Annotated in this window: 15 protein-coding genes and 5 pseudogenes; 10 read left to right on the top strand and 10 right to left on the bottom strand. The window is 66.5% G+C overall.

The features are described from left to right. Positions 1-506: 506 nt before the first annotated feature. Complete coding sequence (locus AC07EJ_RS41540) at positions 507-1,169, bottom strand: hypothetical protein (RefSeq protein ID WP_478886180.1); 663 nt, start codon at positions 1,167-1,169, stop codon at positions 507-509. Between the two features lie 567 nt (positions 1,170-1,736). Here AC07EJ_RS41540 and AC07EJ_RS41535 point away from each other — a divergent pair. Next, positions 1,737-2,222 carry a hypothetical protein gene (locus AC07EJ_RS41535; RefSeq protein WP_389487798.1) on the top strand — a complete coding sequence of 162 codons (486 nt, stop codon included), beginning with the start codon at positions 1,737-1,739 and terminating at the stop codon, positions 2,220-2,222. Here the strand turns inward: AC07EJ_RS41535 and AC07EJ_RS41530 are convergent. Continuing rightward, a pseudogene (locus AC07EJ_RS41530) lies at positions 2,215-2,697 on the bottom strand (transposase); the annotation flags it as partial. The gene AC07EJ_RS41535 and the pseudogene AC07EJ_RS41530 sit on opposite strands and share 8 nt — an antisense overlap. Before the next feature lie 108 nt (positions 2,698-2,805). Here AC07EJ_RS41530 and AC07EJ_RS41525 point away from each other — a divergent pair. The 4 genes and pseudogenes from AC07EJ_RS41525 (at position 2,806) to AC07EJ_RS41510 (ending at position 6,733) form a co-directional block, all read left to right on the top strand. Beyond that, on the top strand, positions 2,806-4,524 hold the full coding sequence (locus AC07EJ_RS41525; protein WP_478886192.1) for a hypothetical protein: 1,719 nt from the start codon (positions 2,806-2,808) through the stop codon (positions 4,522-4,524). Positions 4,525-4,551: 27 nt separating this feature from the next. Next, positions 4,552-4,677: pseudogene (locus AC07EJ_RS41520) on the top strand (IS630 family transposase); the annotation flags it as partial. Between the two features lie 386 nt (positions 4,678-5,063). Then, complete coding sequence (locus tag AC07EJ_RS41515) at positions 5,064-5,759, top strand: lipase family protein (RefSeq protein ID WP_389487794.1); 696 nt, start codon at positions 5,064-5,066, stop codon at positions 5,757-5,759. A 572-nt stretch (positions 5,760-6,331) separates the two neighbouring features. Further along, on the top strand, positions 6,332-6,733 hold the full coding sequence (locus tag AC07EJ_RS41510; protein ID WP_389487792.1) for a hypothetical protein: 402 nt from the start codon (positions 6,332-6,334) through the stop codon (positions 6,731-6,733). Between the two features lie 8 nt (positions 6,734-6,741). Here the strand turns inward: AC07EJ_RS41510 and AC07EJ_RS41505 are convergent. Then, positions 6,742-8,194: pseudogene (locus AC07EJ_RS41505) on the bottom strand (NF041680 family putative transposase). Between the two features lie 411 nt (positions 8,195-8,605). Between AC07EJ_RS41505 and AC07EJ_RS41500 the strand changes: the two are divergent. The 4 genes from AC07EJ_RS41500 to AC07EJ_RS41485 are packed head-to-tail and all read left to right on the top strand — an operon-like array spanning position 8,606 to position 11,189. Further along, on the top strand, positions 8,606-9,055 hold the full coding sequence (locus tag AC07EJ_RS41500; RefSeq protein ID WP_389487790.1) for an SAV_915 family protein: 450 nt from the start codon (positions 8,606-8,608) through the stop codon (positions 9,053-9,055). 23 nt (positions 9,056-9,078) lie between these two features. After that, complete coding sequence (locus AC07EJ_RS41495) at positions 9,079-9,360, top strand: DUF6317 family protein (RefSeq protein WP_478886179.1); 282 nt, start codon at positions 9,079-9,081, stop codon at positions 9,358-9,360. A gap of 7 nt (positions 9,361-9,367) precedes the next feature. Beyond that, entirely contained in the window at positions 9,368-10,663 is a 1,296-nt protein-coding gene (locus AC07EJ_RS41490; protein WP_389487786.1) for a WXG100 family type VII secretion target, read from the top strand. Next, the gene (locus AC07EJ_RS41485) at positions 10,641-11,189 is read left to right on the top strand and encodes a hypothetical protein (protein ID WP_389487784.1); all 549 of its coding nucleotides are present in this window, start codon (positions 10,641-10,643) and stop codon (positions 11,187-11,189) included. The genes AC07EJ_RS41490 and AC07EJ_RS41485 overlap by 23 nt, the downstream gene beginning before the upstream one ends. A gap of 117 nt (positions 11,190-11,306) precedes the next feature. Here AC07EJ_RS41485 and AC07EJ_RS41480 read toward each other — a convergent pair. Then, positions 11,307-11,432, bottom strand: a pseudogene (locus tag AC07EJ_RS41480) (aldehyde dehydrogenase family protein); the annotation flags it as partial. A gap of 436 nt (positions 11,433-11,868) precedes the next feature. Continuing rightward, positions 11,869-12,328 (bottom strand): annotated as a pseudogene (locus AC07EJ_RS41475) (transposase); the annotation flags it as partial. 330 nt (positions 12,329-12,658) lie between these two features. Between AC07EJ_RS41475 and AC07EJ_RS41470 the strand changes: the two are divergent. Then, a complete protein-coding gene (locus AC07EJ_RS41470; RefSeq protein ID WP_389487782.1) occupies positions 12,659-13,438 on the top strand; it encodes a class I SAM-dependent methyltransferase in 780 nt (259 codons plus the stop codon). On the opposite strand, the gene istB is transcribed toward AC07EJ_RS41470, so the two are convergent. From istB to AC07EJ_RS41445, 5 genes are all read right to left on the bottom strand, one after another. Continuing rightward, positions 13,435-14,226 carry an IS21-like element helper ATPase IstB gene (istB, locus tag AC07EJ_RS41465; protein ID WP_389487780.1) on the bottom strand — a complete coding sequence of 264 codons (792 nt, stop codon included), beginning with the start codon at positions 14,224-14,226 and terminating at the stop codon, positions 13,435-13,437. The genes AC07EJ_RS41470 and istB overlap by 4 nt on opposite strands. Further along, positions 14,223-14,981 (bottom strand): Mu transposase domain-containing protein, encoded by a 759-nt coding sequence (locus tag AC07EJ_RS41460; RefSeq protein WP_389487778.1) that lies wholly within the window; start codon positions 14,979-14,981, stop codon positions 14,223-14,225. The genes istB and AC07EJ_RS41460 overlap by 4 nt, the downstream gene beginning before the upstream one ends. A 237-nt stretch (positions 14,982-15,218) precedes the next feature. Then, positions 15,219-15,632 carry a hypothetical protein gene (locus AC07EJ_RS41455; RefSeq protein ID WP_389487776.1) on the bottom strand — a complete coding sequence of 138 codons (414 nt, stop codon included), beginning with the start codon at positions 15,630-15,632 and terminating at the stop codon, positions 15,219-15,221. A 62-nt stretch (positions 15,633-15,694) separates the two neighbouring features. Then, on the bottom strand, positions 15,695-18,010 hold the full coding sequence (locus AC07EJ_RS41450) for a tyrosine-type recombinase/integrase (protein ID WP_478886178.1): 2,316 nt from the start codon (positions 18,008-18,010) through the stop codon (positions 15,695-15,697). A 131-nt stretch (positions 18,011-18,141) separates the two neighbouring features. Then, the gene (locus AC07EJ_RS41445) at positions 18,142-18,843 is read right to left on the bottom strand and encodes a tyrosine-type recombinase/integrase (RefSeq protein ID WP_478886177.1); all 702 of its coding nucleotides are present in this window, start codon (positions 18,841-18,843) and stop codon (positions 18,142-18,144) included. Positions 18,844-18,988 lie beyond the last annotated feature (145 nt).

Here is an 18,988-nt window from a genome sequence, read left to right as displayed (position 1 = left end):
CTGGCGGGGCAGGCTGCGCTATCCCGCGTCTTCCGGCGGCTCACCGCGGCCAATTGTCATTGACCAGCGGACCGTTGACGGTGCTTGGACCGAGACCGTGCCCTTCTTCTCCACTCCGGCGACGCCGACCTGGTTGTACGTGGTCGTGGCCTCACCATCGACGCATTTCAGCGGGAAGCCGACCTTTACCGGCTTCAGCGAGACCTTGATCTCCCCCTTGCCTTGGCATCGCACGGCAACGATCAGATCCCGCCCCTTCTCACCCTTGCTGTACGCGAGGGTCCGTCCTCCACTAGTCCCGCTTTGACGGCCTGCAACAGTCTCGGTCCCGTCCAACTCGGGCGGGGACTTTACTGACTCCTGTGCGGGGCCGGCGGATGTGGACTTGCCAGGGGCAGCCGGTTTGGAGGGGCTACCGGAGTCTGCATGGTCGGGCGAGCAGGCAACTGCAAGCGGCAGCATGACTGCAGGCAGAAGGGCCAGCCTCGCGAGGAGCCGCCGGGGCATTAGTGGGTCTCCCAGATGTACCAGCCGATTCGGGCGGGTGTGTACAGCGTCGCGTTGTGCTTAACGCCCTTGGTGCAGTTGGCGTAGACCCACTGGCTGTAGCCATCGGTCTTCAGCCTGTAGACCCCGTACTTGGCACTGGTGGTGTACTTGGCGGGTGTGTCGACTGTGATTTTGTTGCCCATCTTGGCGGTGAGCTTCACGGAGAGCTGGACGCTGTACTCCTGCTCGATCTCGGCCACCGCAACGCCGGTTTTCACCTTCAGTGAGCCGCTGACAGCGACGCCTACCTCACCCGTCACTTCGGAGGTGAACTCCGATTTGGCCGTACGCGAGGTGCCGTTGTAGTTGGACTGCGTGGGGCCCACGCCCTTGTGGTACTTCTTGTGCTTCGCCGTCGACTCCCACAGATAGTGCGGCTCGCACGGCTCCCTCGGAGGAACCTGCGGGTCCTTCGGAGGGATCTCCGTCGGCGGCGTCTCGACCTCGCTGCCGCCCCCTTCAACGAGGTCGCCCTCCTCGGGGTTCGCGGGAGGCGCCGTCTCCACTGCCTCGGTCGGGGCGGGAGTCGGGTCCTCTGCGAAGGCAGGGTTCGCCGCGCCCAGCACCGCTATCGCAAGGGTCGGTGCAACCAGCAGCGACGCTGCTCGTGAAATGCGCATTTAAGATCCCCCTCTATTGAGCGACAAGGGGGGCTGTGTGCGGCAATCCCCCCGATCGCAAGCCTGATCTTGCAGTGGGACGCACCAACAGAACAAGCTCCCCGTGAAAGTCCTGAGGAGAACGTGAGCTTCCAGTTATCGGTATCCGGAATTCACGTGACACCAATAACGCCATTCATGGACACTTTGGACGCTGGTGATACCGGCTCAAGGAAAGTTCAATCCTGCACTTATCCCCTCGCATACAACCTGCCATCCAGACTCAGGTGACCGCCAGTTCAACGGGAAAGCATCTCGCGACGGCTGGAAACAACTAGAGAGCACCCTGCAAGGGGTCTCTTGGTTGACCCATCGCACCCTTGGTTTGGTGGCCCAGGCCGTAACCCTTTGCTGGGCGCCTTGCAGCGCCGAGCCAATTCACACTTCTCCACAGGTGTGAACCCCGCCTCTCGTGAGCCCGCAGGTAGCGAATGCCCCCAAAGGGATGGGGTGTTGGGGGGTGCCCCTATGTCTTTGGTCAAGGGAAACAGGGCCGCGTTGAACCCGGGGGCCGGGCAACATGGCGGGGTGACTGACCTGCTGTGGGATGACGTGAAGTGCTTCTTCGACCCGGACTTGGTGGGGTCGTTGCCGGACGTGCGTGTCCCGGATGCCTCGGTGGAGGACTGGCAGGCGGTCCTCGATCTCGTCGCGGAGAAGGGCTGGAAGTGCCAGTACTCCGAGGGAGAGATGGTGCTTCCGGTGCCCCGGGCGAAGGCCGTGTTGTCCCGCCCGGCGGATGCCGAGTGCCCGGATCTGCGGGTCTGGCCGACGGACGATGTGTTGGCGATCTTCCGTTTCCATGCCGACGATGAAGTCGACTTCGACGTCGACCTGCGGGAGTTGCAGGGCCAGGATCGGCTTGACGTGTTCTGCGGCTTTCTCCGGGCGATCGGACGGCGGTTGGGCAAGCCGGTGCTGATGGACCCGGAAGGTGACTCCGGCCATCCGGTGCTCGGCTTCGACGTCGAGGCTGATCGAGTCGTTCTCCTCGCAGAGCCGCAGGTCAGGTGACTGCGGCCGACGGCTGCGGTTCGTAGAAGGTGCCGTCGCGGAGCATCGCGAAGAGGACGTCGGCCCGGCGTCGGGCGAGGCAGAGCAGGGCTTGGGTGTGGTGCTTGCCCTGGGCGATCTTCTTGTCGTAGTAGGCCCGCGATGCCGGGTCGCCCAGGGCGGCGAACACGGAGAGGAAGAAGGCACGCTTGAGCTGCTTGTTTCCTCTCCGGGAGGGCTGTTCGCCGCGGATCGAGGACCCGGAACTGCGGGTTGCCGGGGCGAGTCCTGCGTAGGCGGCGAGGTGGCCGGCGGTCGGGAAGGTGCTGCCGTCGCCGACCTCGATCAGGATGCGGGCTCCGGTCCTGACGCCGATTCCCGGCATGGACGTCAGGACCTTCGAAAGAGGGCGGGTCTCCAGGAGTTCCTCGATCCGCCCGGCCAGCAGCTTGCGCTGGTCAAGGACGGCGGCCAGGGATCCGGCCAGACTCGGGAGGCGACCACCAGCGAGGATCCCAACGGCAACAGGACCAAGGTCACGCTGGATGCCGCGGGGCGCACGACTGAGGTATGGAAGCCGACCGAGACCGGCTCGAACCCGTCCATGAAGTTCACCTACCGGGTTCCCACCTCGACGAATGGCTCGGGTGTGCCGGACAGTGTGGACGGCTACCCGCACGTCACCTCCAGCGTGCTGCAGTCCGGCACGACGTATGTGACCTCCCACGCCTTCACCGACGCGCTGGGCAGGGCCCGCGAGACGCAGGTACCGCTGCCCTCGGGCTCCGACGGCGCGACGTACCGGCAGGCGTCGGTGACCCGCTACGACTCCTCCGGCAACGTCGCGGGCACCTCCGCCGTCTTCAAGAACCAGGGCACCGCCGGCGCCACCGGCCCTTCCAGCCCGCTGGTTTCCGCCCTGCCCTCCTACACCGACGTCGCCGTCGACTGGGCCGGACGCACCACCCTCTCCCAGCTCGAGGCCATGGGGGTTCCCCAGGCGCAGGGCAAGACCGTCACGACGTACAACGGCGAGAAGACCACGGTGCAACCCGCGGCCGGCTCGGCCACCGACACCTACACGGATGTGTACGGGCAGACGGCACGGGTGGTGGAGTACTCGCTGGCCGGCACCGCGCTCACCACGGCCTACGACTACACGGCCAAGGGTGAACTCTCCAAGATCACTGACAGTCGGGGAAACAACACGCTCTACGGCTACGACTGGGCCGGGCAGCGCACCTCGACCGATGACCCGGATGCGGGCGTCTCGTCCACCACGTACGACGCGAACGGCCAAGTCGACACGGTCACCAGCAACGCGGGCAAGAACGTCGTCTCCTACGCCTACGACAATCTGGGCCGCACGACGAGCATCCGCTCCGGCAGCGACGAGCTGGCCGCCTGGTCCTGGGATGGCGGCGGCATCACCAACGGCAAGGGCCAGGTCTTCCAGACCACCAGCCGCGATACTGACGGTAATACGTACACCAACAAGACCAACGGGTTCGACACCCGTGGCCGGCCCACCTCGGCCACCACCACGATTCCGGCGAACGTGACCGGACTTGCGGGCAGTTACACCACCACGTTCGGCTACGACGCGGCCGACCACGTCACCACGGTCGGCTACCCCGCCGCGGGCGGCCTCGCCGCGGAGACCGTCACCACCGCCGCCACCGACCTGGGTGGATACCGACCCTGCCGCTACACCTACGAGTACTACCCCTACGAGAGCCTGCCGCCGCTCGACTCCACCGAGTTCACGGGCGCCTTTCAATGGCTCGGTGGTACCGGCGAGCCTGTTCTCGAACAGGTCACGGCGCTCAATCGCTTGGCAGAGAACCTTGCGGCCAAGGGCTTGACGCTGCCTCGGGACTTCGTCACCTTCCAGGCCGACTCGAAGCTGCACTGCTTGCTGGATGAGGTCTCGGTGACCTGCTGCTGGACCGATATCTCAGAGCCCCTGCCCAGTCCGGTCGAGCCTGGTGCCTTCCTCGTGCGATTCCTGCGGGATCAACAGGACTGCGTCATCTGGTACCTCTACCTCCGTCCTTCGGGTGAGGTGTTCGTGGTGCACTCCTATCTCGACTACGAGTACGAGGCGCGGCGCGATGGGGAAGAGACGGAGACCAATCTCGACGATCCGGAGGAGCAAGGGGCCGCAATCCTCTGGTGTGCACCTTCGTTCGAGGAGTTCGCCGCTCGGTTCTGGATCGAGAACCGTCTCTGGCATGCCCTCAACGGCAATGACCTGTCCCAACTCGAGCCTCCGGTGCGTGACTACTTGCGTCACTACGCGCCGCCCGGGATGCCCGCATGACCGTGCAGTGGACGAGATCGTGTGTGCATGACGGAGCGAGTACGCGTTCGCGAGATCGATGGCGGTGAGAGGCAGCGCCTGCTGCGGATCATCCGTAGAGGCACCGGTTCGGTGGTGACCTGGCGGCGGGCACAGATGGTGCTGTCATCCGCGCTCCCGCCGCGCACCGGCCAGCCATCGCGAGTGCGTCCGGACCCTCGTGCGGTCCGCCCGGCGCCTGTCGAAGGGGCAGCGAAGACCGCCTGCGCCCTCGCTCAACCAGTTGCCCGACGAACTGGCCGCGCTCAAAAGGGTGCTGACTGACCTGCCGCCCGTGGCATCGATGCCCCGTGGCGTGCGCCCCACAGTTGGCAAGTCTGTGCGCTCAGTCCCGTGACGGGACCCGGGCGGCGAGGTTGGCCAGGAGCCCACCAGCCGTTTCCCTGTCCACTGGTTGATTTCCCGCCACGGCAGCGGCGCGTGAGCTTCTTCGAAGCCAAGCGTTCTGCTGTCGGCCAACACTGTCGCGGCTCCGATGGCATGGGCGACAGGATCGTCACATGCAGCCGATCTTCGTTCTCGTGCACAGTCCGTCCGTAGGCCCCTCGACCTGGCACCCTGTGGCCGAACACCTGACGGCGGCGGGATACCAGGTACGGGTGCCGTCCCTGCTGCGCATAGGCGCCGGTGCTCCGCCATTTTGGCCCCGCATCGTCAACGCCGTCCGCGACGACCTCCGGCAGGTCTCGGCCGGCAGCCCCGTCACGTTGGTGGCGCACAGCAACGCAGGCTTGTTTCTCCCGGCGATCCGCTCGGGCCTCGACCATCCGGTGACCAGCTCGATCTTCGTCGATGCCGCGCTGCCGGCCCAGATCGGACCGACCGCTGTCGCCTCACCAGAGTTGCTGGAGTTCCTCAGCCCGATGGCTGTGAACGGCAGGCTGCCGCGCTGGACCGATTGGTGGGACGAGGCAGACGTCGCACCCATGTTCTCTGACCCGAAGGTGCGACAGACAGTGATTGAGGAGCAGCCCGCCCTGCCGCTGTCCTACTACGAGCAGCACATCCCGGTCCCCGACGGCTGGGACGACCATCCCTGCTCCTACTTGCTGTTCGGCCCTCCGTATGACGACCTTTCCGCCGAGGCGCGCGAACGCGGCTGGCGTGTGGCACACCTGCCCGGCGCACACCTCCATCAGATCATCGATCCTGCCGGCACAGCCCGGCACCTCGTCGAACTCGCCACTACGACTTGATCCACTTCCGATACACGCCCTAGCGGGACCTTCTTGACTCTGGGCATCGTGTCGCAGCGCAGGTCCGTTCCTGCATCGTGGTTATTGCCCCAGAAGTACCGAGGCTGACGCATCGGCACCTTCCCCTCCGCCCGCTGCGGACGCGGCTCCGGCCAACGCCGCCTTCCGGCATGCCGCAGCGCAAAACCGCGCCTCCGCCGCACCCCGGGAAGAGCCCACCTTCGTCATCCGCGACAGGATCCTGGCCTCACTGCGCCAGGCCCGGCAGGAGTGGCTGGCACGCAGCGCAGGCCAGTGCGCCACCTACGCCGAGTGGGAAGCCTTGTGCACCGCTCGGGAGGCCCGATAAGCGCGATCCAGAACAGGCCTGCACCGCAGTCGGATTGGACGCCGCTGGAGGAGCAGAGCCCCTGCGACTGGCCGGGAACCAGATACGGCGGCTGGCTGGCGCCGTGCAAGCTGGCGGAAGGGGGCAGCCGGCACTGCCTCCGTATGAACCCTGGGTACCCGTCCGCAGAATGGGATTGGAAGCCCTCACAAACCGAGAAAACACGCTGCTAGATTCGCCCACCATGCGATCACGTGACTACGACCTCGACTTCCGCGACAGGGCCGGGCGGATACGCGCCTGGGGCATAGGCCTGTTGGTGGTGGCGGCGCTGCAGTGGGCATGGTGTGCTCTGCTGCTGCTCACGCCATATTCGGTCGATCGAGAGCCAGACGACCAGTACCCCGCGGAGTGCGAGTCACGGTTGCTGACCGAACGTGGTACCGCCAACAACGGCCTGCAAAGCAGTGATTGGTGCCAGAACGAACGCGACTGGCCTGAAGCCCTGGCTGTGCTCGGGCTGTCCGTGCCGGTGTCGGTCGCTGGTGTGGCGCTCTTCACCAGCGGCAGTTTGAGCATCCGGATGAGCGCCCACGCAGAGGCGATGCGCGAACTGGACAAGCGCGCCGACGTACGGAACGCCTAACTTGATCTTTAACCTGTGCGGCGGGGTCGTGGGGTGGTTGACTTCTGGGTTCGCTGTTTCGTCGACGGTGTTTTGCGGGGTGTGTGCACATAGTGGCGCGGTGTGGGCCGAGTGTTCTTTCGGCCCGGTGGTCGTCCTGGGCCAGGGCGAGAGGGTTTCGGCGCTTGGGCCGGGCAGGCGGCTTGTGGGCGGATGTGCCGAAAGCCGCGGCGGACGCGGGCAGGAGTGAGTCTGTCCGGGGAACTGGGTTTTTCCCAGGGGCGTCGTAGGTCGGCTGCGAGCGGGCGGGCGAGACGGAGTTGTGTGTAGGCGGCGAGGATCAGCCAGGTCCATCGGTCGGCTGCCTCGGGGGTGCGGATCTTCGGTGAGGTCCAGCCGAGGGTTTGCTTGAAGAGGCGGAAGGTGTGCTCGATGTCGAAGCGCCGCAGGTATGCCTGCCAGAGGCGATCGGCGTCTGCTGGTGTGGCGTCGGTGCCTGACCACCACAGCCAGACCGGCTTCGGTGTTGCTCCGCTGGGCAGGTGGTGGATGTCCAGGCGGATCACGGTGCCCTCGACGATGGGGAGGGTGCCGTCGGTTGTGGCCCAGGAGGAACGGTGGGTCAGATTGGGGTGGAGTCGGTCCCAGGAACGGGCCCTGGCGGTGCCGTAGAGGCGTGTGTCGGTGACGGTTTCGGTGTCCGGGGTGCACCAGGTGCCAGGCTGTCCGAAGACGAACTCGCCTCCGTGCCGGGGCGGCCGGCCCTGGGTGTGGGGCAGTCGGGGTGGGACAGCCCTGCGCAGGACGCGGTCTGATCGCATCCGGGCCACCACCTGCACGGGCAGGTCCCTCAGGAGGAAGCCGAGGCGGGGGGGCGTCGTATCCGGCGTCCGCGACGATGAGGATGTCCGGGTCGCCCGTCTGACACTGCCCCGCGGTGATCGGGCGCTGAAGCAGATCGCGCAGCTGCCGGGCGGTGACGGTGGCGGTGTCATCGCCGGGCGCCAGACGAAGCGCGTCTAGTGGTGCGGTCCATGAGCTGCGGCCTGGCTCCAGTGCGCAGATGATCGAGTAGGGCCAGCCAGGGACGGGGATGTGCTGGTCTTTTCCTCTGCCGTAGGTGTGGCACAGGATCCGTTCCGGTGAGGTGTGGGCGTCGGGCCGCAGCCAGCAGGTGACATCGATGGCCAGGACCAGTCGGCCGTCAGCAGTCCGCGGCACTTCGGCCAGTGCCCGCCGCAGCTTGCCCGGGTTAATGCGTCCACGGGCCAGAGCGGCGTAGAGCCCGCCATGGCCGCGGCGATGTTCACCCACCAGGGACAGCTCGGCCAGCGACCTCACCGGTCCGTCGCTGCACAGAACGGCATCAGCCAGCTCGAACAACGCGTCCGAACGAGCGGTCAGGCAGGAGCAGAACTCGCCCCGGAAGCATGACAGTTCCGCCAACGGCTCTCGCCGGACAGCATGATGCAGCAGACTCATCCTCACGGCCTTCGTGCTGAATGTGTGTGTTCCTTGGTCGGATCACATGTTCAGACGAAGGCCGTTTTCGCGTACGGCAGTTACCGGACCGAGTGATCAAGTTCGACGCACCATTCGACGCCGGACGTTAAAGACCAAGTTAGAAGACGCAGCCCTCCTACCGCAGTGCCGCGACATCTGCCCGATGCGCCGGTGATCAGCCAGTGCGGCAACTGCCGGGCTGACAACGGCTGACCCTGGCCCGGAACACAGGTCATCGCCGAGTCAAGCGGGGATCAAGTCCAGACCAAAGTGGCGTATGGGTTGCGAATGCATCCGCTCCGGGGACGGGTTTGACCGAAATTGTTCGTTGCGACGGCGTCTAGGGTGGCGGTGCCCGACTGTCCAGGCCGAGCTTCGAGGGGGGCGGCGATGAGCATGCCGCACGGTGAGCCGACCGCACCGCGCCGCTCGCGCTTGCTCGACTACATTGATGAGGCCCTGCCGCCACGCCCTGCGGCGGACAGAGAAACGGGCCCGAAACCGGGCGTCCCCGCGTACCACACCCCGGTCTTCGTACCGGCCCATCCTCGTTCCATCCACGCCACGAGTGCGGACGGCCGTGCGGTGAGGGTTCCGTTCATCACATACGAGCTCTTCGAGCATTCTGCCGGCGACACCGTCGCCCTTGCTTTCACGGCTTTGGACCGGCTCGTCGCGCTGCTTGGTGAATATCAGCCGTGGGTCGCCACCTCACTCGGCCCGCTGGCCGAGGCTATGGCCGAGCGTGAGGTGACCGTGCGGCTCGACCCGGCGGCGCTCGCCGGAGAACCCCGCTGGCAGCCGGCCGCTCTGGCCGCTTACGCGCAGGAGATGTACTGATGTCCGGTGCCGGATACAGGGTCGTGCTGAGCGACCTCACGTCGATGACCGGAACCTTCCACCGGGAAGCGACGCATTACCGGATGCTGCACCAGCACGTGGCGCCGCCGGTGGCCGATGGCGGTGATCCCGGGCTCGATCACGCGATCAAGGAGGTCGCCGATCTCATCCTCGCGCTGCACATCGGTTTCGCGGACCGGCTCGACGACCACGGCGACAAGGTCGCCTACGCGCGCGACTCCTTCCGGCGGCACGACATCGATGTACACGGTCTTTTCGAAGACCTGATGACGGGGGAGGGCTGAGGCTCCGATGGGTGACAGCTGGGTCGGCGGTGATGTAGGCGGACTGCGCACGATGGCCGACACGTACAAGGAAGCGAAGAAGCCGCTGGAGGACGCGGTCCGTCCGGTCTCTGACGCTGTCGAGAAGCTCGTTGGTGACGCTGGGTGGACAGGTGAGGCGGCCGAGAACTTCCGCGCCGCGTGGAGCGAGGACGCGCTGACCGCCGGCGCCTTTGCCACGCTGGTCAGCTCCGCAGGTGGCATCCTGGACACGCTCGCCGGTCATCTCTCTGCCTGTGAGACGGCGTTGCAGAACGCTGAGCACACCGCAACGCGCAGGGGCGTACCCATGGGCGAGAAGGGCGTGCCGAACGAGTTCGTGACCGCCGATCCGCCGAGCGTGGACGAGCAGAAGACGATCGACGCGTTCGGTGAGTACGACAGGGTGCGCCGGGAGATTCTGCACACAGCGCAGCATGCCCGCCTTGTGGCCGCGGACGAGTTGCGAGGGCTGTATGCGCAGGTGACCGGGAAGGTGTCGACGGGGGACAAAGTCACCATCGTCGATGCGTTGCGCGGTCTGTATGCCTACGACGCCGAGGACGCGAGGGCGCGGGGGAAAGACGCCCGCAATCTCATCGATGACGCCAAGGACGAGGCACGCGCCGCGAAGAAGGACCTGAAAGCGGAACGCAGGGCGTACCAGAAGGCGGGCAAGGCGCTGCCGAAGGATCTGCCCGCGAAGGGTGCGTACCGGGACGCGGTCATGAAGGTGGACTCCTTGGAGGACGCCATCGCCCGCGCCGACGATGGCAGCACGAAGCTGCCGTACGACCGGGCGCTGAACGTGAAGCTGGCCGATGCCGCAGATGCGCTGCGTGCCGGCCGGTCGCTCGAGGCCATGCCGGAGTTTCTCCGGGAGGTGCCGGTGGTCGATGTCGCCGCGGCGGCGGCCTGTGGTCTGGTAGAGGCGAAGGACGACCACGACAAGGGATGGTCGTGGCAGAAGTCCGTTGCGGTGGACGGGACCATCGCGCTGGGTGGTCTGGCGGTCGGAGCGGGTATCGCGGCCTCCCTCCCTGTCGACGGTGCCGTCGCGACGGCCGCGGTAGGGGTCGGGGCGGTGCTGGTCGCGACCAACGTCCTCGACCACAGTTTCCACGAGCATTGGAGCGAGGACATTCACGACCACGGTGTGGTCGGCGGTGTGCTGCACGGCGCGGGAAATGTGTTGTCGGAGACCGGGGACGATTTCAAACGCTACGGGGACGACATCAAGGATTGCGGAAAGGACCTCTGGCATGGCGTCACGAGCTTCTTCTGAAGCCGGCGGCGCGTACGCCGAAGTCGAGATCCCGGCCCTGCCCGGGCTCGGCACAAGCTGGCACCGACGGGGTGTCGGTTACTGGTTGCGGCGGACGACCACCGGATTGCTGTGGCTCGCTCTCTTCTCGGGGCTCTACGCAGCCACCCTGGCCATGTACGCGGGGTTCTTCGACGAGGTTTCGGGCACCGTCCGTACCCTCGTGAACGCGGTGCTGGGGGTTGCTTCCTGTGCGGGTCTGGTGTGGGGGTGGGTGGCGCAGCGTCGGCGGCACCGTAAAGCCCTTCTGGATCCGCCCACTCCGGACCAGACATGGACGGCCAAGCGGCTTCGAGTCAGGCGCAACGTGGGCGTCACGTTCGGTTGGCGCGGTGCCATCATCCTCGCCGTGCCGGTCCTGCCCGCGCTCATGGCGTACACCATCGGCGAGCTTCTGGGCGTGCTCACAGTGCGGGAATCAGCTGCAGAGGCCGGCGCGCGGCGATGGCTGGAGACGGCCAGTACGGCCAGACCATCAGGCGGTTGACCACAGCGATGCTGGAGGCCCCGTACCGCGAGCTGCCCATGGTCTGCGTGGCGTGTCAGCCATTCGCCCCGGCCTCGGAGCCCAAGGGATGCGAAGGGCGTGCTTTGGCCGACCCGAGCGGGCGATGGGCGTGGAGCCGACGAAGGACACGGCCTCGAATCCGGGGTGTGTCAGGATCGCCTCGACGGCGGTCTTGTCGCCGTGCACGACGTTGAAGACGCCGTCCGGCAGTGTGAGTTCGGCATGCCGTGACGCTGCTACTGCCCGAGGCGCGAAGCCGGACGCCCGGCGGGACCAGGAAAACGCAACTCCTGTGGCCTGCTCGAGTGCAGGAGAATCTGCTCGTCGAGTCAACCCTCATACGCAGCTCGGGTGATGCCTCGACCTCGCCTTGAACCGCCGAGCCCGGTGGCCGCCGAGCGTGCTCAGCGGCGGCCTTTTCCGTCCCTGCTCAAGCTGCCGAATCACATCCACCGACACCTCAGCTTGATTCTGTCGGGGATCTTGATGATTGAGGTCAACTGCCAAGGGTTCGCCAGGACTTCGACCGGGGGATTCCGCGCTGGTCCAGGAAGGTCTGGAACGCGGTGGGCGATCTCAGGGAAGAGGTCTCCTCGGTCACTGACCGGCTGCTGAGCCGTTCGATGTTCACGGCGATGGCCGTGAGTACGTGTTGCAGGTGGGCTTTCGGCTGTCCTCGGTAGCGACAGCGTCGCATGCCGTGTCCGTGGGCGAACTCGTTGATGGTGCCCTCCACTCCGGAGCGGACCGCGTAGCGGGCCTTCCACTCGGACAGCTCTTCGCCTTTGCGGCGGCGGTGAGGCATCACGAGTCCGGTGCCGGGATAACCGCCGTCGGCGATCGTCATGGTCTTGCCGACGGCGGCCTTGGCGCCGGATTCCTCCCACGCCTTGCAGTCGTTGCGGTTGCCGGGAAGGGGCTTGCCGACCACGACGACCAGGCGGGTGTCGGCGTCGATGACCACCTGGTGGTTGGTGGAGTAGCGGTAGTTCTTCGACTGCTCGGCCACCCTGTGGTCACGCGTCGGAATCAGGGTGCCGTCCACGATCAGCACCGCGTCCTTCGCGAACCGTTTCCGTGGGCTGCAGCGCAAGCTTCGGCCCGAGGTGGTCGATCACGTGGCTGCATAGCTCTCAACGAGTGTCGTTTGTCGATGGGTTCGGATGTCATCCGAGGGCCCGTGAGGCTTGGAATATCGGTGAGTTTCGATGTCACTCGGACGCTCTGGCAGGGCATCCGTAGGCCGCAGAGAGCATTCCCCCGGCGCGAAGCTCCGGGACGTCGTAGACATGGCTGGGCAGCACATGACCTTGGGGGAGGCATGGGCTGCCTCAGGTTGTCCGGGTTCTGTCTCAAGTTCAGCGGATAGCGATCATCGGGTGCGAGAGGTTCCCGGTGTGGCGGATGCCCGGCAGGGTGGGGACATGACTGTGGGATTCAGTGGCGCAGTGGCCGAGTACTACGCAGAGTTCCGGCGCGGGTACCCCTCCGAGGTTTTCGACGCATTGCAAGAAGTCTTCGAGTTGTCGGAAGCTGATGTCGTACTCGACTTGGGGTGTGGCACCGGTCAGCTTGCCCTTCCTTTCGCTTCCCGGGTTCGTTCCGTGGTTGGAGTGGACCCCGAGCCGGACATGCTGCGGCTGGCCAGCGTTGCAGCCGGCGACCAGGGAATCAGGAACGCGACCTGGATCCTTGGCGCCGACACCGACGTTCCGGCGCTTGGGGCCCTGATGGGAGAGCGGTCGCTGGCACTGACGGTGATCGGACAGGCTCTTCACTGGATGCAGCACGAAGAACTCTTCCGTGCTGTGTCGCCGCTGCTCCGCGTAGGCGGAGGTATCGCGGTGATTTCGAACGGAACGCCGCTATGGCTGCAGAACAGCGCATGGTCCCGAGCCCTGCGTGGCTGTCTGGAAGAGTGGTTGGGAACCACGCTGGAAGCATCCTGCGGCACCAGCAGCCGCGACAGGCTGAGGTATGCGCAGGCGTTGGAGTTCGCGGGCTTCGTCGATGTGCGGGAAATCGTCGTCGAATACAGCGGTGAACTGACCTTCGATCAGCTGGTCGGCGGCGTCTGCTCAGCAATCCCTGCCGACCAGTTGCCCGGACCGGACGACCGCGCCGTCTTCGCCGAACGTATCCGGCAAGCACTCCCCGCGGACGAGCGGTTCACCGAGCACGTGAGGGTATCCACGCTGGTGGGACGTATCGGGGACATCGATGCTTAGCCGGCTGTCGCACCGGCCCGCGCCCGGGTCTGTGCGAGCCGGTAGGAGTCCGTGCCGGTCTCGATGATGGCCGCGTCGAAGGTGAGCCGGTCAACGATGGCCGTGCAGAGCCTCGGATCACTGAACGTCTTCGTCCAGCCGCCGAAGCTCTCTTTGGAGGCGATGGCGACGCTGTTCTTCTCCTCGCGCTCGGTCAGGACCTGGAACAGCAGCTCGGCGCCCCTGCGATCAAGCTCCATATATCCTAATTCGTCAGTACAGAGGAGATCGACGCGTCCGTATCGGGCGATCGTCTTGGTCAGCAGCCTCTCGTCGGCCGCCTCGACGAGTTCGTTCACCAGTTTGGTGGCGAGGGTGTAGCGGACGCGGTAGCCCTTCATCGCGGCCTCCGTGCCCAGCGCGATCAGCAGGTGCGATTTCCCGGTGCCGGAGTCGCCGATCAGGCAGAGCGGCTGTCCCTTCCTGACCCACTCGCAGGTCGCGAGGGTGTTGATCGTGGCGGCGTCGACGTTGGGATTCGCGTCGAAGTCGAACGCCCGCAGGGACTTCTCGCGCGGGAACGCGGCGGCCTTGATGCGCCGTTCCGAGCGGCGGCGGGCCCGGTCGTCGCACTCGGCCAGCAGCAGTTCGGCGAGGAAGCCCTTGTAGGACATCTGATCGCGCTTCGCCGCCTCGGCGAGGTCGGGGAACTGGCCCCGGATGGTGGGCAGCCGTAGCATCCGGCATGCCTGATCGATGGCGGTGTCGGCGGCTTGTTCGGTCAGGCCGTGCTGGCGTTGGGCACTCACTTCGCTTCTCCCTCGGTGGCAGGGGCACCGCCTGGGCGGCGGTGTCGTAACAGCTGGTCGTAGGGGGCCACCGAGGGCAGCGGCCGGGTGTCGGTCGGCAGGTGCGCCATCCGCCAGTCGGACAAGAAGGTGACCGTCGCCCGCTGCCGCCCAGACGGCTCGGGCAAAGCAACATGGGCGGGAGCGGAGGCCGCCAGTTCGTCGGCCTCAGCGGCCTTGCGGGCCTCCAGGGCGACCGCGTCCGCGGTCAAGGCGCCGGCCCGCAGGGCCGTGGCCAGTCCGGCGACGATGTGTTCGTGGCTCATGTGGCGGCCCAGCAGGAGGACTTCGATCAGGGCCTTGGTGCCGTCCTTGTCGCCGTGGGCCGCCCGGGCGGCCGCCCACCAGTCGTCGTGGACCGGCGTGAACTTGCCTGCGGACTTGGCCTGTTCGAGAGCTGTGGCACCGGGGAAAGCGCCGGGCTTGCGGATCAGTGCCTCCAGGTAGTGGTCCAGCTCCAGGCGCGAGCCGGCTTTCGTGCTGAGCCGTTCGTGGCGGGCGACCTCCTGGCCCCGGTCGTAGACGATGAGGTGGTTGGCGTGCAGCATCACCCGCACCGTCCGGCCGATCAGCCGGACCGGAACCGAGTAGCGGTTGGTCTGGACGGCGATCTGGCTGTAGCGGTCCACTCGCGGCGTGAAGAGCCGGCCCGTCTCGAACAGCTCGGTCGGCAGCGGCTTGAGCAACGGCGCCTCGACGGCGAAGTACTCGCCCACTGTCCTCGCCCGCGATCGGATCCTGCGGCCTTCGTCCTGAAGGTCCCACCGGTCGACCATCTCGTTGAGTTCAGCCAGCGAGGCGACCTCGGGAACGGGGACGAAGTGGTTGCGCCGGAAGTACCCGATCTGCCCCTCGACTCCGCCCTTCTCGTGGGCGCCTTCGAGTCCTGGCCTGCAGTAAAAGCTCTCGATGCCCCATTCTCTGAACTTGCCCTGATCGAGTCAGGAACGTTCTTACTCTCGGTTGAGTTCGCGGTAGGCACGAAAGTCGAAGAAGCACAGACCGTCGTTCACTGTTCCAGCCTCGATTTCCTGCAAGGTCCAGGGGTGGGCGGAGTAGTCGTCGATCGCCACGCCTCCGTGCTCAAGCAGCAGCGCGACCAGTTGGTGAACCTCTGCGGTGCCGTCGATCCGCCCGGAGATGTCGATCTGCACTGCCCAGGTGGGGTGGTGTCCGACAGCCGATTCGAGGACCGCCACGTCATCGGGATCCCAGTCGGAGAACAGGTAGCCGGTCTGCTCATCGTCGATCTCGATGTAGAGATTGCCGTCCAGAGTCCAGGGATCGCGCTGCTGGGGAAGGTGCCGATCAAGGGAGGCGACGGTGTCAGCTCGCTCACCTGTGGGGAACACGAACACACTGCGCATGGGGTGGAGCGTAGGCGGTGTAGCTTCGCGGCGCCCATGGATATTCTCCGATCGTTTCGCCTTCACGAGGTGCTGGTTGAGGGACTGGAAGCTCGCGACGGAGTGGGAATCCCAAGGTCAACGACGGTCCGGCCGCTGCCTCTGCGATCGATCTGGGCGAGTTTGTCTTCGGCGCCGGCGAGGCTGACCCGCAGCCCTTCGACTTCCCCGAGCCAGCCTTCGCGCTCGGCCTCGGCGATGCGGGAGATGAGGTTGTCGCGGATCTCGACCATCCGGTCGCGTTGGGTGGGGTCGGGCCAGAGCATCGGGCAGCGCACGCAGGCGTGTTCGTGGATGCAGGGGGTTCCGAATGAGCGTCCGCAGGTTCCGGTGGAGACCTTGCGGCGTTCGAAGTGGCCGAGGAACTCGGTCCACTCCTCGTCGGTGGGGACGCGGTACTCGTCGCTGGGTCGCATGGCTCGCCTTCGGGCGAGGAAGGCCAGGTGAGCCTGGACGGCCTCGTCGGGATAGACCGCCTTGTAGCCGAGAGTGACATTAATGTCCTGGTGCCCGGCGATGACCTGGGCGATGTGCGGAGGCAGCCCGCTCAGGACGGCGTCGGTGATGAACAGCCTGCGGAAATCATGTGGAGTGAAGTGCAGAGGGCCGCCGGTGACCGAGTCGGTCAGCCCGGTGTGCGCGAGCGCGGTTGTCAGCAGCTTCCGGATAGCGCCGGAGCTGATCGCCCGGTTCTCCCCGCCTCGGTGCCGCTGGAACAGCAGGGGTGAGGGCGGCAGCCAGGTGCGTTCGTAGTGGTCATAGGCGGGAACCCGAGGGACTTTCCCGTTCGAGTCACGGATGCGGCAGATCATCGTGGAGAGCACGTCGGCGAGCTCGGGGCTGACGACCAGCAGCCTCTCAATGTCCGTCTTCGACGGGATGATCTGCAGCAGGGGGATGAGCTCGCCGGTGGTCGGCAGCCGGTATTGGATCAGGCTGTGGTGGGAGAGTTCGGTGAGTTCCTCGACGCGCATGCCGGTGGCCCGCAGGACCTCGACGACGGCGAAGGCCCAGAAAGCGTGGTCCTCCTCGCGGCCGAGATCGCGCCGCTGTCCGGTCGCGGGGTCCTCAGCCAGGATCTTGGCGGTGGCTGAGCGGCGTGGGGTGACGCGTACCAGTGTCTGTCCGGCCGCGGTGAACGTCTCTCCCGGTGCCGAGTCGCGGGCGGCCATCAGCAGGTTAGCGGCGTCCTTGCGGCGCCGGTCGACGCTGCGGACGAGGACCGGCAGCACGGGAAGCCGTTCCCGGGTGCGGGCATCCATCCGGGACTTCCGGCGCCGCTTGTCCTTCTTGCGGTTGATCTCTTCGCTGCCCACCGGGCATGGCGTGACCCACCGGGCCCAGCGTGAGGGCTCTTCGACGGCCCAGTGGGCCAGGTCCAGGTAGAAGGCCCGCACCGGGGTGAGGCACTCGCGGTAGTTGATGCGAGGTGCCTGGGTGGTCATTCGCCGGCCGTCGGGGGTGTGGACCGTCTTGTCCACGGTGCGAAGTCGCTGCTTCCATGCGTCGGCGACCTCCGTCGGCAGGTGCAGGCTGTCGATGCCGGGGTGGTGCCGTTCCAGGTCGGACCAAAAGAGCTTCGCGAGGTAATAGGACAGCGCTTCCAGGCTGTTGTAGTCCAGCGCGGGCTGGCGCTCGCGCAGGTAGTCGACGAACAGGTCGCGGATGGGACGGCAGGCGACGCCGTAGCGGTCGATCAGTTCCTCCGGCGTGCGCTGGCCGACACTCCTCAGCTCACGCAGCGTCGCCGGGGCCTGGTCCCCGAACACGCTCAAGTCGTGCAGGACCCGATAGAACAGGTGGGTCGCACCGACCGAGGTGCCCCGCAGTTCGGCCTCGACCTCCAGCAACTCCAAGACGTCGCCGGGGGTGATGTCGCAGATGACGCCGCCCTTGGCGGCGAGGATCTGGGCGGTGCGGTAGGCGACGCGGGTCGCGGAGGCTGTGGAGACGCTCGGGTCCTCGCCGCATCGCTGCCGCAGCCGGGCGAAGCCGACGCCGTCCCGGTACTTCTCCATCGCCCGGGGCAGTGCCCCGCGGCGAAGCGAGGAGGTGACCAGCCACGTCAGTGAGGGACGGAAGAGGTCGGCGGCGAGGGCGACATTGACGGCCCGGAAGAACCCGTCCTGACGGGAGACACCGGTGTGGCCTCGATCGGAGAGCCACTGCAGCGGAATCTCCCGCCAGCTGCCGTTCGCGTGGTCGGCGTCGGCTCCGCTGGCCAGCCACCTGTCCTGCCAGGTGACGCCGGGCTGGTCTTCGAGCCAGTCCAGCAGCAGCCCGAGGCCCGCCTTATGACCGCTGCTGTCGCAGCCCACGAGGAACGGCGGGGTGGTCATTCTCACCCAGACTGCGTCTCGGTCCTGCACCGTGACGTGCCAGGACTCTTCACGGGCTCTTCCCCGCGCGTACGTTTTCTGCGAAGGCAGCGCCGAGACCGCTCGCGGTGCGGCGTCCAACACGGTGACCATCAGCGGGCCGCCCCGAACAGCACGTCCAGCGACTCAGACCGGTAGCCGGGTGCGGGGGCAGGCGCCGTGCGAGCTGCGGCCTGCCGCGTGTGTTCGGCGTGGTGGACCAGAAGCCGCCGGATCACCTCTTCCTTGCGGGGAGTGAGATAGATCTGGGTGGTGGTCAACTGGGCATGTCCGAGGACGAAATGGACATCGGTGAGGGGGAGATTCGGGTCCTCAGCCATCCGGTAGGCCGCGGTGTGCCGCAGCGCGTGCAACGTCGCCGAAGTGCCGGCCTTGGCGTTGACTCGTTCGAACATCCGGTGGGCCGCGTGATAGGTCATTGGCCGCGCCGGCTTGCGCAGTGTCCACCACAGCGGCAGCCGCCGCCCCTTCGGGATAGCGTCCTCCACTTCCAGCTGGTAGAGCCGCAGCCAGACGAATGCGTCGGTCGAGGCGGGTAGTTCCTGGACCTCTCCGGTGCCCTTGCGGACCACGCTGATCAGCTGACGGCCAGGGTCGGCCCCGCCCTGCCACGCGGTCAGAAGTTCGCTGGCGCGGGCCCCGGTGGAGACGTAGAAGGCCACCAGGGCCCGGTCCCGGTGGGAGGGCAGCCGCGCGAAGATCTCGTTGAACTCCTCGTCGGGGACGCTGCGAGGAACCCGTTGCGGCAACCGCGGCCGGTAGAGCCCGATGCGTTCGTTGCGGTGCGTTTCCATCGGGTTCCGGTGGGCGTGCGCTCGTCGTCCCCGTCGTGAGCGGTCCAGCGGGAACGGGTTGAGAACCGGGCCGGTGCCGGCATCACGGTGGAAGTCGTAGAAGGTTCGCAGGACCGTCTCACTGTGTGTACGGACCGACGGGGCG

Source organism: Streptomyces sp. NPDC045026 (genome assembly GCF_056432625.1).
Note: the sequence above shows the minus strand (reverse complement) of the source record. Positions and strands in the feature narration are given on the sequence as shown.